This is a genomic window from Aestuariivivens insulae (assembly GCF_022662195.1).
Lineage (GTDB): Bacteria > Bacteroidota > Bacteroidia > Flavobacteriales > Flavobacteriaceae > Aestuariivivens > Aestuariivivens insulae.
The window spans coordinates 62,895-79,005 of sequence record NZ_JAKMCS010000013.1 but is presented as its reverse complement, the minus strand read 5'-3'; the positions used below and the strand labels follow the sequence as shown (position 1 = coordinate 79,005).

The 16,111-nt window shown below is 33.8% G+C and carries 17 protein-coding genes; all 17 read right to left on the bottom strand.

The window, feature by feature from the left end; all coding sequences use genetic code 11:
• Positions 1-8: 8 nt before the first annotated feature.
• Positions 9-404 carry a hypothetical protein gene (locus MR062_RS14345; protein WP_242205483.1) on the bottom strand — a complete coding sequence of 132 codons (396 nt, stop codon included), beginning with the start codon at positions 402-404 and terminating at the stop codon, positions 9-11.
• A gap of 5 nt (positions 405-409) precedes the next feature.
• Complete coding sequence (locus tag MR062_RS14340; protein WP_242205481.1) at positions 410-736, bottom strand: hypothetical protein; 327 nt, start codon at positions 734-736, stop codon at positions 410-412.
• A gap of 55 nt (positions 737-791) precedes the next feature.
• Positions 792-1,373, bottom strand: a complete 582-nt coding sequence (locus MR062_RS14335; RefSeq protein WP_242205479.1) for a Crp/Fnr family transcriptional regulator — start codon at positions 1,371-1,373, stop codon at positions 792-794.
• A gap of 178 nt (positions 1,374-1,551) precedes the next feature.
• Positions 1,552-1,905 (bottom strand): hypothetical protein, encoded by a 354-nt coding sequence (locus MR062_RS14330; RefSeq protein WP_242205477.1) that lies wholly within the window; start codon positions 1,903-1,905, stop codon positions 1,552-1,554.
• 348 nt (positions 1,906-2,253) lie between these two features.
• Entirely contained in the window at positions 2,254-2,430 is a 177-nt protein-coding gene (locus tag MR062_RS14325; protein WP_242205475.1) for a hypothetical protein, read from the bottom strand.
• An 836-nt stretch (positions 2,431-3,266) separates the two neighbouring features.
• Positions 3,267-3,641 (bottom strand): DoxX family protein, encoded by a 375-nt coding sequence (locus MR062_RS14320; RefSeq protein WP_242205473.1) that lies wholly within the window; start codon positions 3,639-3,641, stop codon positions 3,267-3,269.
• 196 nt (positions 3,642-3,837) lie between these two features.
• Positions 3,838-6,141, bottom strand: a complete 2,304-nt coding sequence (locus MR062_RS14315) for a hypothetical protein (RefSeq protein WP_242205471.1) — start codon at positions 6,139-6,141, stop codon at positions 3,838-3,840.
• A gap of 32 nt (positions 6,142-6,173) precedes the next feature.
• A complete protein-coding gene (locus tag MR062_RS14310) occupies positions 6,174-7,259 on the bottom strand; it encodes a TlpA disulfide reductase family protein (RefSeq protein ID WP_242205468.1) in 1,086 nt (361 codons plus the stop codon).
• A gap of 158 nt (positions 7,260-7,417) precedes the next feature.
• Positions 7,418-7,702, bottom strand: coding sequence for an addiction module antidote protein (locus tag MR062_RS14305; protein ID WP_242205466.1), 285 nt, complete (start codon positions 7,700-7,702; stop codon positions 7,418-7,420).
• A gap of 1 nt (position 7,703) precedes the next feature.
• Complete coding sequence (locus MR062_RS14300) at positions 7,704-8,006, bottom strand: type II toxin-antitoxin system RelE/ParE family toxin (RefSeq protein ID WP_242205464.1); 303 nt, start codon at positions 8,004-8,006, stop codon at positions 7,704-7,706.
• A 228-nt stretch (positions 8,007-8,234) separates the two neighbouring features.
• The gene (locus tag MR062_RS14295; protein ID WP_242205462.1) at positions 8,235-8,915 is read right to left on the bottom strand and encodes a GNAT family N-acetyltransferase; all 681 of its coding nucleotides are present in this window, start codon (positions 8,913-8,915) and stop codon (positions 8,235-8,237) included.
• 6 nt (positions 8,916-8,921) lie between these two features.
• On the bottom strand, positions 8,922-9,836 hold the full coding sequence (gene miaA / locus MR062_RS14290; RefSeq protein ID WP_242205460.1) for a tRNA (adenosine(37)-N6)-dimethylallyltransferase MiaA: 915 nt from the start codon (positions 9,834-9,836) through the stop codon (positions 8,922-8,924).
• Positions 9,829-10,704 carry an ion transporter gene (locus MR062_RS14285; RefSeq protein WP_242205458.1) on the bottom strand — a complete coding sequence of 292 codons (876 nt, stop codon included), beginning with the start codon at positions 10,702-10,704 and terminating at the stop codon, positions 9,829-9,831. Before MR062_RS14285 ends, miaA begins: the two co-directional genes overlap by 8 nt.
• Before the next feature lie 27 nt (positions 10,705-10,731).
• Positions 10,732-12,696 carry a DUF3857 domain-containing protein gene (locus MR062_RS14280; protein WP_242205455.1) on the bottom strand — a complete coding sequence of 655 codons (1,965 nt, stop codon included), beginning with the start codon at positions 12,694-12,696 and terminating at the stop codon, positions 10,732-10,734.
• Entirely contained in the window at positions 12,696-14,057 is a 1,362-nt protein-coding gene (locus tag MR062_RS14275; protein WP_242205527.1) for an exonuclease domain-containing protein, read from the bottom strand. The genes MR062_RS14280 and MR062_RS14275 overlap by 1 nt, the downstream gene beginning before the upstream one ends.
• A gap of 64 nt (positions 14,058-14,121) precedes the next feature.
• The gene (locus MR062_RS14270; RefSeq protein ID WP_242205453.1) at positions 14,122-14,790 is read right to left on the bottom strand and encodes a YggS family pyridoxal phosphate-dependent enzyme; all 669 of its coding nucleotides are present in this window, start codon (positions 14,788-14,790) and stop codon (positions 14,122-14,124) included.
• Between the two features lie 39 nt (positions 14,791-14,829).
• Positions 14,830-16,053: a DUF1015 domain-containing protein gene (locus MR062_RS14265; RefSeq protein WP_242205451.1), complete on the bottom strand. Its 1,224-nt coding sequence runs from the start codon at positions 16,051-16,053 to the stop codon at positions 14,830-14,832.
• Positions 16,054-16,111 lie beyond the last annotated feature (58 nt).

The following is a 16,111-nucleotide window of genomic DNA, read 5'->3' as shown; positions in this document are numbered from 1 at the left end:
AGAAATTTTTAAAGATTTTGTTTATTAGAAGACGCTTTTTGTAAACCCATTAAAGGCAGAAAACCAATAGGCATTATCAATATCCACTGAAGTGCATAGACCCCATAAATATAACTGGTAATTATAAATGGGATTCCCGATAAAATGTAAAGAATAGCTATTGGCTTAAGTAGTTCTTTTTCTTGAGTACTATCTTTTTTAAATCCAATTCTTAATATGATGTAAGAAGTCAAAAATAAAAGGATAGTGACGATGTGCCACGCTCCCGTTAACTCTCTCTTTTGTTGAATACTGATATTACTATCTAATAAAGGGTTAACCAATTCTATTTGTCCGCCTATAGTGTGAAGTATAGGACCAAAAAGGTTTACAATTCCTGTTATTTTGATGTATATGGTTTTCATTGTTTTTAAAAGTATTTTTTGATTTTATGTATAAATGGATTGACTATTGGTTTATCATCTTTGAAAAACTTGTATAAGATAATACTGACGGGAAGAGTTACATAGAATATGCAGATTAAGAAAGTTGTTAAACCGCAAGTGATTGCTAAAACTTGAGTGATAACTTCTCCAATATTATCTTGTTGCTCAATAAAGTAACTGTACACCGATAGAGCATAGTCATAGAAACGAATTGAGGTTTCGTAAACTAACCACGCTGGGTAAAACCATTTTCTAATAGGTTCCCACCACGTTCCAAAAATTGATTTTTGTTGATTCTTGAATTCTCCCATTTTTAATTTTTTTTACAAAGGTCATTTTAATGGGAGGTTTATCATTTGATATAAATCAAATTCGAACTTTAGGGTTGCGAATTCGACTAAGTGTTTCAAGTGTAATTCCTAAATAAGAAGCAATATGGGTAAGTGGTATTCGTTGAGTAATGTCTGGATAAATACTTATTAAGTTTTGATATCTTTCTTCTGCTTTTGAGAATTGAATGGTGTGCAACCTTTCGCAAAGTCCCAGCATAGTTTCTGTAACTACTTTACTAATAAATCGTTCAAAATCGTGGAAATTCTTTGATAATAGGTCTACTGTTTCTTTTGAAAACTCAAGGACTTTCGATTCTTCTACAAACTCTACATAATGTGGACTGGGCTGATTACTAAAGAAACTTACAATGGAAGCCATAAACTGATTTTCAAACGTAAACCAATCAGAAATATCTTTTCCATCTTTCAAATAATAAGCTCTTGCACAACCTTCAATAATTAAATATGCTTTTTTGGAATATTGCCCTTCCCTAACTATAATATCACCTTTTTTGAAGGTAACAAATTTTGAATTTGCAATGAATTCCTGATGACATTCATAAGTTAATGGTGAGTAGACTTCTCCAATTTCAATAAGTATCTTTTCTATATTCATTTCAATTAACTGTAGTTTTAATTAGGAGTGTTTTTTTCATAGTTCCGTTTAACGTGTTCGTGTATGGTTAGTTGCGTGGTTTAGCCTGTAATTTAGTAAACAAAAACTTGCCAGAGAAAATTCCGAAGGAATTTTCCAAATAATCACTTGCCAAAGCAATTAATTATACACGGCTTAACTACAGTTTTTTTCTATTTAATTTAATCAACCAATAAATCAAATAAATATTCCCGAAAATTGTTGGTATAAACCAACCCCAAATCCCAAGAGCCCATTGATTAACTACAAATGCTGTCACTGTTGCGACGTAACCACTTATCATTTTGGACAAATGTATATTTAACCAATTTTCTCTAGTTCTATTTAAGTTTTGAAAAAATAAAAGATCAATAACACCAAATAATATACTAACCGCTCCAAAAACGAATAGAACAGGGTTTATTTTGCCATTTAATAGAATAGGATATGTCATCATCGCAATTCCTACAAGTATTATAAAATAGGCAATGATTTTATCAAACCGAAATGACACGCCTTTTTTCTTAAATGCTAGACTTCTATAACCACCAATAATAAAGTATAAACTGAATAATCCAAGGCAGAATAGAAATGGACTTCGGTGGGTTGGTATTAGGGACACAATAAGAGATAGTAATGCAGATGTAAGTAATGCGTAATAAAATATTTTACCTGATCTCTTATGTAAAAAATCTCCCTTTTTAGCAATGATTGAAATTGCCCTGATAATAAAGCGAGACTGCCAAATCCAACGTGAGTGAGAATTAATATTCGTGAAATGTTTTCTGTTTCCATTTGTTTGTTTTAATTGTAGCTAATCTTATACGATGTTGCGCAACGTATTTAACTGTTATTATTTAATCTATTTATGTTTTTGTTCGGTATGATTTTGCTTTCCATCAATCATTTTATCTTCATCATACATTGCATTGGACATTCCAAGCATAACTGCGGTAATGATTAAAATAAACGATCTTTTTATAGAATGGAAGAAATGTTTGGATTTCTCCAAATAGGTTTTATTCTTTTGTTTATACATTTTAGTAATGATAAATGGTTTGACATTTGTTTTATCATTTATGCAGCAAAGTGCACATTCACACAGAATGAAAATTTATTCTATGCTATGTATAAACCTGGATATTGATTGCTGGACACGAATGTTTTATTCAGGAAAACGTATCGAGCTATTTTTGAAGTTATTTTTTGGTACTTTTCAATTTGTAAATTTAAAACTCTTGTAATTTGAACACTAAAAACATCTCGAAGATTGAGATATGAAATCAGCTTAACAAATATTCTTTCTGTTAGAAGCGGTCTGCCGTAAACATATAATCCCGAATATTTATGTCTAAATTCTTTTCTGGAATGTATTCGTGAAACTTGATAGTAGTTTGAAGAATTAGTTTGTGAAAATATAGAACCATCGTTAACGGTCAGACCGAAAATCAGAAGGAAGGAAATCAGATATTTTATATACTTTCTCAAATTATTAGTTCAAATTATCAATGTTGGTCATATGTAGCACAACTAGTCAATAAACACAATTCCGTTTATTTCCATTGTATTTACCTGATAAATATAATTAATATTCTTACAATTCAAAAAGAATTTACAGATTTAGAAGGTGGTTTTAAAATAATAAGAAAGTGGAGACCATATTGTTTAACAGCTAATCTTCCAAAAGCTAAGGGTTCGCCTGGTTTTAAAGCCTCCCTACAATACATTTTACGTCTTTTTAAGCCCCATGATTTTTGGCCGCAAGGAATTTACATGAGAAAATATAAGCCCTTTTAAGGGCTTAATTATGTCTTATTTTCACCATTATTTATAGTTTCAATAAATTCCGAACCTTCATTAACACTACAAAACTTATTATGCTTTATCAACTGAATATTTTCCAGCTCCTGCTAGAAACATCACAACAAAGGCTATAAAAAACAATATAGCATGTTCTTTGGTAGCTAAATCGTCTTTGGCATGTACTATAAATGCAGCAACAAACATAGTAATTGCAGCAGGAATTGCAGCCCATTTTGTTTTAAAGCCTATAATTAATAGCATTGGTGCGACAACTTCTCCAATAAGTGCTAAAATTAAGGATATTGTAGCGCCAACACCTATTGGGTCACCAAAATCGGAAGGGTTTGATAACATACTTATTTTTGGAATGCCATGGGTAAGCATAAAGCCACCAAAGCCAACTCTTAATATTAAAAGTGCTAAATCGTTAAAGTTCTTTTTCATCATGGTAAATTTATTTAATTTCTCTTAGGAGGTTAATACTTACAGCTAACGTTTATGTATAAGATTAGTTGCGTGGTTTAAGCACTTAATTTAGCAAATACAGATCGAATAGAAAATCTGTGAGGATTTTCATAATTAGGCATACATGAGCAATTAATTTTAGGTGTTACAAGCAGGATTTTTCGTATGCACATGTTTCTTAGTCAGTTAATTTAGTTATAAAAAATTCAAATAATACATTGCCTAACAATCCATTACCACCAACCCCCTCTATATTTCCAATGAAATTAGTATTAATATCTGAACAAAAAAACTCTAGAGTCGCCACTCCTTTTTCATTTGTAATAACTGATGGATTCCAATACAGAGTGTTACGATAATCTGGAAAAGGATCTTCAATACTTTTCTCATTATCATAAACAGGTTGGTAAAACTCTCTTTTTCCATAATAGCCTTTAACTCTAAGTAGATTAAACCTAGACATCAAATATTCATCTGTTAATACGGGATATTTATAAGGAGGATGTTTAGGTATAATACCACTGGGAGGTGGTCCTCCATGTTCCTCATAGACAGTCCTCCAATGTATACCATAGATTTTTCCTTCTACAGGTTTTTTATTGCCTTTTTCAAAAGGACCGTGTACTGGACAATTTAGAATGTTTTCTTTACACACATAATCAGTAGTCATTTCTAATTTAGCAATACTATCTAATTTTCCTAAATATTTATCACGGTGTACTTTTCGTTTTTTTGCCTTTACCATTACTTCATCCAAAACCTTAATATCTGACGGATATTTAAAAGGTTTCACTTTTTCAGGTTTTATAGTATTTCTATCTACTAAGGGATAATTTATCGCCTTTGTTTTTCTTATAGCATTTATTGCTTTAAAGGCATAATCATTGATATTAAAGGTGTATTTTGGTTTTTGGGAAGCCAATAATTTTAAATATACTTGCCTGCCCATTTTTAAATGCTTTGGTTCAATGGTAAATGTTTTGGTTGAGTCCACAAAAATAATTTTTTTCTGTCCTTCATTTTGGGGATTGTATGCTATTAAAGCGGGTAAGGATTGCTGCGGTTTTTTCTGAAGTTTCTTAGGTAATGTTATCTTTCCTTTAATATCATCAAAAACAATTTGTTTTGGTTTGCTTTGTTCTTTTAAATTGGTTTCATTCCAAACATAACGCCGCCATCCTTGGGTTAACAGCAATAAATTCAGAGCTTCTTTTCTATTTTGGCTTTTTAAGTCAAAGTAGTATGCAGGATTGTACAGTTTTCCTTTTAACTGTGTGGTTAAATGATAATGCGTAACAATGTTTTTTGCGTCTTTTGGGTTTTTGTAGATTTTATCGTAAATACTAACTCCCAAATGAGCTACTACCGGTTGTTGGTGTTCATCTGTTACTTGTATTTTTAAAGTTGCCTTTTCGCGGATGCTGTATTCGCTCTTATCGAGTGTTGTTTTTATATATAATTTTTGATCCTGCTTTATAAAAACCAATCGTTCACAAATAGGCTCAAAATTGGCATTAAAGAGGGTAACTTCTGCAATGCCTTTAGGTACATCCTTTAAAGGAACTCTTATTTTTACCTGACTATTTAAGTTGGTTTTAGCCAAACTATAAACTTCACCTCTTACTTGCAACCTCAAGTATATTACGGTTTCTTTTAATGCTTTACTTTGCGCAATATTAAATAATAAAAAATCTTTGTTACTTCCAACAAGTTGCATAGACATACCTTTAGTTTGTATTTTGGGTATGCTGTATCGCTTGGTGGATTTTGGATTAGAAATTTCTACATAATATGTTTTATTAATATCAGGTTTAAAAACAAAACGCCCCATACCTGCATGTACAGATTTGAATTCTATTAAAGGCTTATTGTTCTCAAACAAAGTTCCTGACACTATTACAGGTTCACATTTACTATTAGTAGCTTTAAATGCTAGGGTGTTTCGTATGCCCGAAACAAGGTGCCCGCCTTCAGGAAACATCTTAAAATCAAAAACACTGTCCTTAGTTACCTCAACTACCATTCTATTTTCTGTTATCTTTTTTACTACCCTTAATTTTCTTGCTGCGTAAAACTCAGAAGTATTCTTATAAAAAGAATGGGGGCTATATGCTGTTAGGGTATAGCCTCCAGCTTGTAATGAATCCTGTAAATACAAATGCCCATCTACAATGCCATTTTCTATTTCATATTTTTCTTCCCAAACAGCTTGTTGGGTTTTGTCATTTATAAGTTGTACGAATAGGGTTTTACTTTGAGCGGATAATGTATAAGATTGAGGATTTAGCACATAACCTTTAAACCATACATCTTCTTCTGTTTCATAAATGCCTTTGCTGGTTTGGAAATAAACCAAGTCTGAAGATTTTTGTTTAGACAAAACTTGTAAATCATCTACAAGCTTTTTTGTATCTGGACTACTTGCTTGTGAAAATAATAACAATGGGAATGACCACCCTAACAAAAGAGCTTTAAAAAACAATAATGAATATTTTTCATTGTTACAAGCTGGCATTATTTATCATCAAATAATTCTTTCAATTTTTCTTCTAACTTTTGTCCCCTTATAAATCTAGCGATGATTACACCCTTCTCATTAATCAAAAGGTTATCGGGAATATCCCTAACGCCATAAGTCACGGCAGCTTGGTTGTTAGCTCCTTTTAAATCACTTACATTTTCCCAATTCAGACCATCCTTTTTTATTGCTTTCTTCCATTTTTCTTTGTCGGTGTCTAATGATACTCCGAAAATTTCAAAACCTTTACCCTTGTATAGTTTGTATTGTTCAACCAGTTCTGGGTTGAAACTTCTACAAGGGCCGCACCAAGAAGCCCAAAATTCTATAAGGGTGTAATTTTTATGTATTTTGGAGAGTTTTGTCATTTCCCCCTTTATATTAGCTTGTTCAATATCTACAAATTTATCCCCAATTTTTAAGTTTCTATTATTAGAAATAAACTCTTCTATTGCTTTTCCTTCTTCAGTAGACTTTAATTCCGAATTTAAATATGAGAAGACTATGGATGTTTTTTCACTCCCCATTCGTTCTTTAGACCAATTTAGGCGAGTCAGGCTTTCGAAAGAGTTGGGATAATCTTGAATAAACTTATTATTAATCTCAATTTCTACATCTTGCATTTTTTCATAAATCTCAAAAAGTGAATCTCGGTTTTTTTCCGTAACCTTCGCTTCGAGCTTTTCCATTTCTTTAAAAATAGAGTCTTTTCTTTTCAAAAGTAGTTCCGATTCTTTCTGTGTTTCTGAACCTTTGATTCTTCCATTGAAAAAGTTGCCTTTCTTACCAATGAAATCTATTTGTTGATTCTCAAGCCAAAATGTCTTATCATCTCTGCTTTCGATAATTCTTAAATGCGCTAATCTCGGACGGCTTAGATTCCCCTTAAATCGGAATTCTTCATTGATTACAAATGTGGAATCAGCTATTTCATCCATTTTTGGGTAGAGGTATAATAAAACTTTAGTGCTGTCAGATACATTTTCAGCTATCCCATTTATTAAATATCCTCCATTTTTAGATTTGTTGTGACAAGATGAAATTATTATTATAAGTAAAATTACGGTTATGATGTACTTCATTTCTTTTTTGCTTGATTGTAACGTGTTTGTGTAAGATTAGTTGCGTATTTTAAGCACCTAATTTAGCAAATACAAACCGAATAGAAAATCCGAAAGGATTTTCAGAAGTAGGCGCTAACAAGCAATTACTTATAGCTATTATTGTGGTGTCGTTTTTTTTACGCTGACATTGGTTTTACGTTGATTTGTCCGCCAATTGCTTTCAGAACTTTCATTATTGTTCCGAACTGTGGTTTTGCTCCGTCCGACAATGCCTTGTAAAGACTTGGCCGGCTCATTCCAGTTTTTTCTGCAATTTTGGTCATTCCGATTGCTTTTGCAATATGTCCGATTGCGACTATCAAATCAGAACTGTCCCCATCTTCAAGAACAGTGTTCAGATATTCAGCAATCATTTCTTCGCTGTCCAGATAATCCGCAATGTCAAATTTCGTAGTTACCATTTTATTCGTCTTTTATTCTGTTCCAAATTTCTTTTGCTTTTTTAACGTCCTTTTGTTGGGTCAATTTATCTCCGCCAATCAAAAGGACCACAATCTTGTCTCCTTTTTCTTTGAAGTAAATTCGATAGCCTTTAGCATAATTAATTCGCATTTCGCTAATTCCGTCTCCAACAGGTTTACAATCTCCGAAATGTCCGTCCGTTTCGAGTTTCTGTATTCGGAAGATAATTTTTGCTTTTGCTCTTAAATCTTTGAGCTTTCTAATCCACTTATCGAATTCGCTTGTCTTTTCGGTGATTACCATTTAAAATGTATCCATTTAGATACAAATTTAGAAAATATTTTGAATTAATAATACAGAATTTTGTTCTTTTTTAGCGATCGGTGAAAATGCACCACAACTAGTCAATAAACACAATTACGCTTATTTCCATTATATTTATCCGATAATATAGCTAATATTCTTACAATTCAAAAAAAAAGAGTTTAAGAAGGCGGTTTTAAAATGATGTGAAAGCGGAGATCATATTGCTTAACTGCTAATCTTCCAAAAGCTAAAGGTTCTTCTGGTTTTAAACCCTAATTTTTTATACAGTTGAATGGCTCCTGTATTAGTTTCATCGACATGTAAAAAAGGTATTTTGCCTTTGTTAAAGATGCCGCTAGCCGTGTGGGCTATCAGCTGTTTGGCATAGCCTTTACCGGTATGTTCTGGGTGGGTGATTACGGCACTTATTTCAATAAAATCTTTGGTTTGCATACGTTCACCAGTGGCTGCTACCAATTTACCATCTTTATAGATTCCAAAATACTGTCCTAACCTTTGGGTTTTAGGTTTAAAATATTCTGGGTAGACCAATTTTATCAGTTCAATTAAATCGTCGTAATGCGCATCGGTTAGTTCCACAACAGGTTCAGTTATTGGGTGGTCTATATGGTTATAAATAATCATCTGTAACCCAATATATTGTTTTGGTGGATTAAAATGTACTGGCATTTTAGGTTGGTCTCCTACAATAAAAAATTCCTTGATCAATTGCGCATGTTTTTCAATGGCAGCACTTGTATCCTGATGGTTTATAAAAGCCCCAAAAGGCGTATAATCTGGATGGTAGAATTTTACATGGCCATAATCTATGGCATAATTGGACTGGTGTTCGGTTAATGAAAACCAAACCGGATTATCTAAAGGGCTTTCATCGGGTAAATTCATACCAAATCAATTTTCAGCATTAATAGTACTGTGTACCTTTTTTATAATTGCATCCACAGGGGTTAAATAATCAAACCAAATAGCCTCTTCTTGTTTTTTAAACCAAGTAAGTTGCCGCTTGGCAAAGCGCCTTGAATTCTTTTTAATTTCAGAAATGGCAAAATCCAAAGTCCACGCCCCACTAAAATAATTGAAAAGTTCCTTATAGCCTACCGTATTTAAAGCATTTAAATGCTGATAGGGTAGTAGTGCCTTTACTTCATCTATAAGGCCTTCTTCAACCATCATATCCACTCTTTGGTTTATACGGTCATAAATAATGGCACGTTCGGCATGAAGTCCAATAGTTATGGTTTTAAAAGGGCGGTTTGTATTTTTCTTATTTAAGTATGAAGAATAGGGTTTTCCAGTGCCAATGCATATCTCCAGCGCACGAATTACACGGTGGGGATTATCTATGGCAATCGTTCCATATGATTTTGGATCCAACATTTCCAACTGCTTTTGAAGATGCTCCAAACCTTTGGTTTCTAAATCTTGGTTTAAGGTTTTTCTAATGGATTCGTCTACATCTGGAAAATCATCCAAGCCCTTAGTAACGGCGTCTACATATAATCCGGAACCACCAACCATAATGACAATATTGTGGTTTTTGAATAATTCATCCAAACAAAGCAAAGCGTCCCTTTCGAATGCCCCAACATTGTACTGGTCTTGAACGGACTTATGATGGATAAAATGATGCTTGGCTTGGGCTAATTCGGCTTGGGTTGGCGCTGCTGTGCCAATTTGCATTTCTTTAAAAAACTGCCGGGAATCTGCCGAAATGATTTCCGTATTAAAATGCTGTGCCAATTTAATACTTAAGGCTGTTTTGCCTATGGCTGTAGGCCCAATAATGGAAATAAGATACTTACTCATGATGTAATTTATGGCCGCATTTAAAACAAAATTCGGCATCATCGCGATGCGATTCGCTTAAACAATTCGAACAGCATTGCGAGTTAACTGGAACAGTATTTGGGATGCTTTCTGAATTCCCCATGGCTTCCTTTACTTTACTGGCTTTACTTTGGCTGGTATATTCTGCAGAAACAATACCAGTGGGCACAGCTATAATACCGTAACCTAATATCATAACTAAGGAGGCAATAAACTGACCTAAAGGTGTTTGTGGCGCAATATCTCCAAAGCCCACTGTAGTTAGGGTTACAATACACCAATAGACGCTCTTGGGGATGTTGGTGAAACCATTTGCTTCACCTTCAACTAAATACATGATGGCACCTAAAATAACGGCAACTATAAGTACAGCAAATAAAAACACCGAAATTTTTGCACGACTTGCCTTAATAGCATTTACAAGGGTGTTTGATGCACCAAGGTAGCGGGCCAATTTTAATATTCGAAATACTCGCAATAAACGCAAAGCCCTTAATGCAGCCAAAGCGTGAACACCACCTATAATTAAAGAAATGTATTTGGGTATTGTAGATAAAAAATCTACTATACCATAAAAACTTAATACGTACTTAAATGGTTTTTTTACAGTTAAAATTCGGGCGATATATTCAATACTAAATAAAATAGTAATGACCCATTCAGAAATGTTTAGGAAGTTGTGATAGGTATTATCAATACTTTCAACACTTTCCAGCATGACCAAAATAATACTTGCTAAAATTGTAATTAGCAATATAATGTCAAATAACTTTCCAGCAGGTGTGTCGGCTTCATAAATAATTTCCTGAAGCTTTAATCGCCATCTGTTTCTTGTAAATTTACTCATATATCCAAAAGTACTAAAAAAGGTGGATCATTTTCGCTTTAATAATATTAGTGAGTTATTTTGAATAGAAACAACTTTATTCATGAATTCTTTTAGGTAGGGATAGTATTCTGGTGAAAATTGTGATGATTTAAACTCAATTCTTAAAAGTACATGTAAAGTGTTGTTTGTTAGTTTGGTAGAAAAAACAATCCTACCTGCATTATTAGGCAATACTAAGCTAGCATCTTCTGGTTGTTCTACAAGTTCGTATTGATCGCCCAAGTTTAAGTTTAGAAGAAAAAAATAACTGTCCTCATAGCCAAAATCAATAGGATAGGTTCTTTCCTGTAACTTGAAGGGGTTCTCTTTAAAGAATTTAATAAAAAAAGGATTTAAATAGGTGTTGTCGCCAGTGTCCTCAATATTATATTCTATGGCATAACTTTTTACAAAGTCAAAGCTGGTTTTATCTTCTGTGTCTACGTTAAGATTGTAGACTTCGGCATTTAGAAATTTGTCCTGTAGTTTTTCTAGATAGCTTTCACTATTGGAAAAGTAGTTTTTTTTATCACTTAGGGCATGGTATCCTGTTGTTTTGCTTTTCACTGTTCCGGAAATTATGCCATCATCATCAATGGCCAAGTCCATGTTATAGTATATAGCAGATATCCCTTTGGGCTTTATGTCTATCCATTCACTTCCTTTTTCGAAATCCATTAATCTGCCATAACTATTTAAGCATCTAAAGGGGACTTCCCCAAAACTTAAATAATCATCTGTGGCATCGAGTAAATAGGTTTTAGAATCTATTGTAGCCTGAACAATGACATAATTAAAGTCTGAAATAACCGGATAAATTTTAGTGGGGAATCCATTATTTCTAGTAGAAGCTAATACAGGCTTGGCATCAATTCCAGCTTCATTTAATAGATTGTGCAATAAAATATTGATGGAAGATACGTTTCCTGTTTTATTTTTAATGAGGTCTTTAACCGATACATCTTCAAAAATCCTAAACTTTCCATTCCAGGTATAATTGTCCTGAATAAATTTATAGATCGTATTAGCCTTTAGGTAAAGATCGGGTTCATTAACGAGTTTAGCATCAAAGAAATCTTCTAGTTTAATAGATTTTGATAATTGCCTGCCAATGTCTTTATCTGTTCTAAATTCCTTATCTACCGTTTTCCATGATTTTGTATAGTTAAATTCTTGGCCTTCAAAGTTTTTAAACGTCATTAATTCATATTCAATTCTAGCCAAATAATTGGATTGGTGCGTCATATAGTCCTCTTCAATAAAAGCCGGGATGTCCTTCATGGCATAATGGCTAACACTACAATCTGAATACGCTCCCCTGGAACCTTCTAAACACCTTTTCTTGATATCTGAAGTTTGTATATCTAACTTTTTGTAACCTACCAATTTCACATTATAATACCAGTTGGCAGGAATACTGGTCTTATAGTCACTGTATAGTTTAGGGATGTCGCCTTGGAAGTTCCAACCTTTATATTTAAACATATAAGGAGAAACTATAGTATAACTATAGGTAATAACAGAACCTGCTTTTACATTTGGTAATGTAAACTTAACTAAGGTATGGTTCTCATCGTATTTTTCCTCGTATATGTGTGCTTTATCCAAGGAATGCTTCGTAACATCATGGCCTTCTTTATTATAGGTGGTGGCTATAATATTCTTTACACTTTCGGCTTTGTTGCCTTTATTGTAGAGGTATATCGTAATGGTTGCTTTGTCAAAACCCTCTTTAGTCAGGATTTTTATTTTGTGTTTCACTTCGGTGTTTAATCGATAATTACTTTGATCGACATAACTATTACCTGCTTCATAAATAACCAAAGCTGTTGCTGTTGAATCTTTTTCATAGGTTTTAGATTCAATATCACCTAGGGTTACTCTATAGGACTCAGGATTATAATTAGATTGGCCAAAACATGCTATGCTGAAGAAGATAAGAAGGAGAAGGGGTGCTTTTTTTTGCATCATTAGAAAATAATTTGCTTTACCTTTTTGTTTTTTCTCAAATAACTTTGAATGATATGCTGGGTATCCCTATTGTTTTGCATGGGGGTGATGATGGATTCCAAAACCTCAATGCGGTTAATTTGATAATTTAAGTTGAAGAAGCCGAGGCCTTTAAAAACACCATTTTTAATTAATATGGCACTACGCTCATCTATGTCCCGCCCCTTGTCTATAATCACCATATTTTTGTTGGCGTAACTGTTTTTGTCGATTAACATTTCAACCCGTTCGTTATATGCCTCGGGGCCTTCTTTTTGTACGCAGGCGCCATTACAGGTTTTAATGTCGTAATTAAAACAACTGGTTTTGGTCTTATAAAGCCCCGTTAGTTTTTGGCAAAGGCTATAGTCTTCAACCGCTTTGGTTATAAAGTTTTTGCCGCTTTGTCGGTTACTGAACGTCGTGATGGATTTTTTTCGGCCATCGGCTATATCAATTTTTAGATTGAGGTAATTGTTAGCGTCTGTAAAGCTATAGAGGGCATGTGTAAAAATGGTTCGCCTTAGGGCACGGTTAAAAATGGGCTTATTTCGTTTTATTTCTTCACTTTCCTTTAAAAGCGCAACCAATTCACTGCCAGTAGCCTCGTAGGTTACAGTGCTTACCAATTGCTGGATTTTTTTCGATTTGTGATTGGTGCTTGTAAAATGCTGGTTAATGCGCCTTTTTATATTTTTACTTTTGCCAATATAAATGATTTCACCATCGGATTTGTGAATGTAATACACGCCAGTTGCAGTGGGTAAGCTTTCTATAATATCAAGATGCTTGGGTTCCAGTTGATATTTTGGATCTAAGCGAACGGCATTTTGGATAATCGTTTTCGTGGAGTCTTTAGCCATTAACATTTTAAAAAGCTTCACTGTGGCTTGCGCATCACCGGCAGCACGATGCCTGTCGGAAACAGGAATACCTAAAGACCTTACCAATTTTCCAAGGCTATATGAAGGCTGTTCAGGAATTAATTGTTTGGCCAATTCTACCGTACAGAGTGTTCTGCGTTCATATTCAAAACCCAACCTTCTAAACTCGGTACATAGAATTCTATAGTCGAATTGGGCATTGTGGGCCACTAAAATACAATCGGTAGTAATTTCAACGATACGCTTGGCTATTTCATAAAATTTGGGCGCATTGCGTAACATGTTGCTGTTAATGCCGGTAAGGTTTACCACAAAGGGTTGTATCTCGCGTTCTGGGTTTATTAAACTAATAAACTGGTCTACAACAGTATGGCCATCATACTTGTAAATGGCAACTTCAGTAATTCCTTCTTCATTGTACTTACCACCAGTGGTCTCTATGTCTAGTATTGCGTAGATTTCTTAAAAGTTAAAAGTTAAAAATTTTGTGTTCTCTAAAGCTTTTCCAATCGTTAATCGTTAATCAAAGATAATTCCGTTCTCCAAATATACTACTTCCAACCCTCACCATGGTACTACCACAATCTATAGCCAGTTCATAATCGCCACTCATGCCCATAGATATAGTTTGTAGCTTGCAGTTGTGGGTTTGTGTTTTTTCCAGTGCATCGAAAATGGTTTTTAAGTTGATAAACTCTTGTTTTACTTGGTCCATATTATCGGTAAACGTCGCCATACCCATTAGGCCCACAATCTTTATGTGTTTTAATTCTGAAAATTCCTGACTTTGTATAAGCTTAACGGCATCTTCTGGAGCCATACCAAACTTGGTGTCTTCTGAAGCAATTTTTATTTGAAGTAGGCACTGGATAACCCTATCATGTTTTTGGGCCTGTTTATCAATTTCCTTAAGCAACTTAAAATTATCCACACCATGAATTAAGCTTACAAAGGAAGCCATATATTTTACCTTATTGCGTTGTACATGACCAATCATATGCCACTCAATATCCTTAGGTAGTTGCTCATGTTTGTCGGCCATTTCCTGAATTTTATTCTCTCCAAAAATTAGGTGGCCAGCATGGTAAGCCTCCATGATATCCTCTAGGGGTTTGGTTTTAGAAACCGCAACAAGGGTAACATGATCTGGTAATGTGGATTTTATGTTATTTAGTTTTTCTGAAATACTCATTTTTTTTGCTGTTTCATGAAGTCCCTGCCTTTGCAGGAACTAGAATTCATAAATAGTTACTCCGCTTCTTAATTTAGGAGTAATAAATGTGCTTTTAGGGGGCATGGTTTGCCCTGCTTCGGCAATGGCTTTCAATTCGTCTACGGTTATAGGTACAAGCCCGAAACCAACAGTATACTCGCCAGAATCTACTTTTGCTTTTATAGAAACAAGGCTATTTTTTCCATGGCAATAAGTTATACGTGTATCGTTACGTAAATCAGTTATACCTAAAATGGGCTCTAAAATGGTTTTATAAAGAATTTGGGTGTCAAGCGAATCTAAAGCCGAATTAAAATTGTAAATACTTCTTAAAAACAACGAATAGAAATCACCATCCAGATACATGCTAAAATGATGTTTTTTTGAAGGTTGATATAAAGTTTTTCCTCTGTTTTCTATTCTAAAATAGGTGTCTAATTTAACCAGAAATTCTTCCTTGCTCAAACCGTTTAAATCTTTGATCAGTCTATTGAATTCAAAAATCCTTAAATCGGATTCGGGAATTAAATAGCCCATAAAAAAATGGTAAGAGTCTTTTTCGCTTTCAGATTTCATTTCATTGGAAAGCAAATATGATGACGCCAACCGATGGTGACCATCTGCAATATATATTGTGGAAATAGATTCAAATTCCTTTTCAATAGTCTTAATTGTTTTGTCATCATGTATTAGCCATAAATAATGGGTGTCGCGATAGGTTGTAGTAAACTCAAATTCGGGACGAACGGCTTGTGTTACTTTTATTATGTTGGCAATAGTCTTATTATCTGGATAGGTAAGAAGTACAGGCTCTGCATTAAATCCAGTTGTTTTTAGGTATTCTTTAAATATCTGTTCACGATACTCAATAGTATCTTCGTGCCTTTTAATAATATCTTGTTCGTAGTCTGCCGTGCTTGCGGCTGCTATTATTCCCGAAAATACATGTCCTTCTCTGTTAACTATTTTGTATGCATAATAGCAAGGCTTTTTATCCTGGATAAAAATGTGATCTTCTTTAAATTCTAAATAGCGGTTCCTAACCAATTCGTAGCGATCTTTGCCATTTATCTTATGCTCGTATTTATAGCCAGGGTTTATAATATGTAGGAAAGAAAACGGATTGTAGTTTAATCGGGCTTCAATTTCAGCTTTGGTATAGGTTTGATAAGAACGTGATGCTACTAGGCTTACTTTGTCCCTTGTTGGTCTTACTGCTTTAAATGGTTTTATTTTAGCCATGGATTAGTATTCAGTGTTCAGTATTCAGTGTTCGGTGTTCGGTGTTTTTTTAGAAATA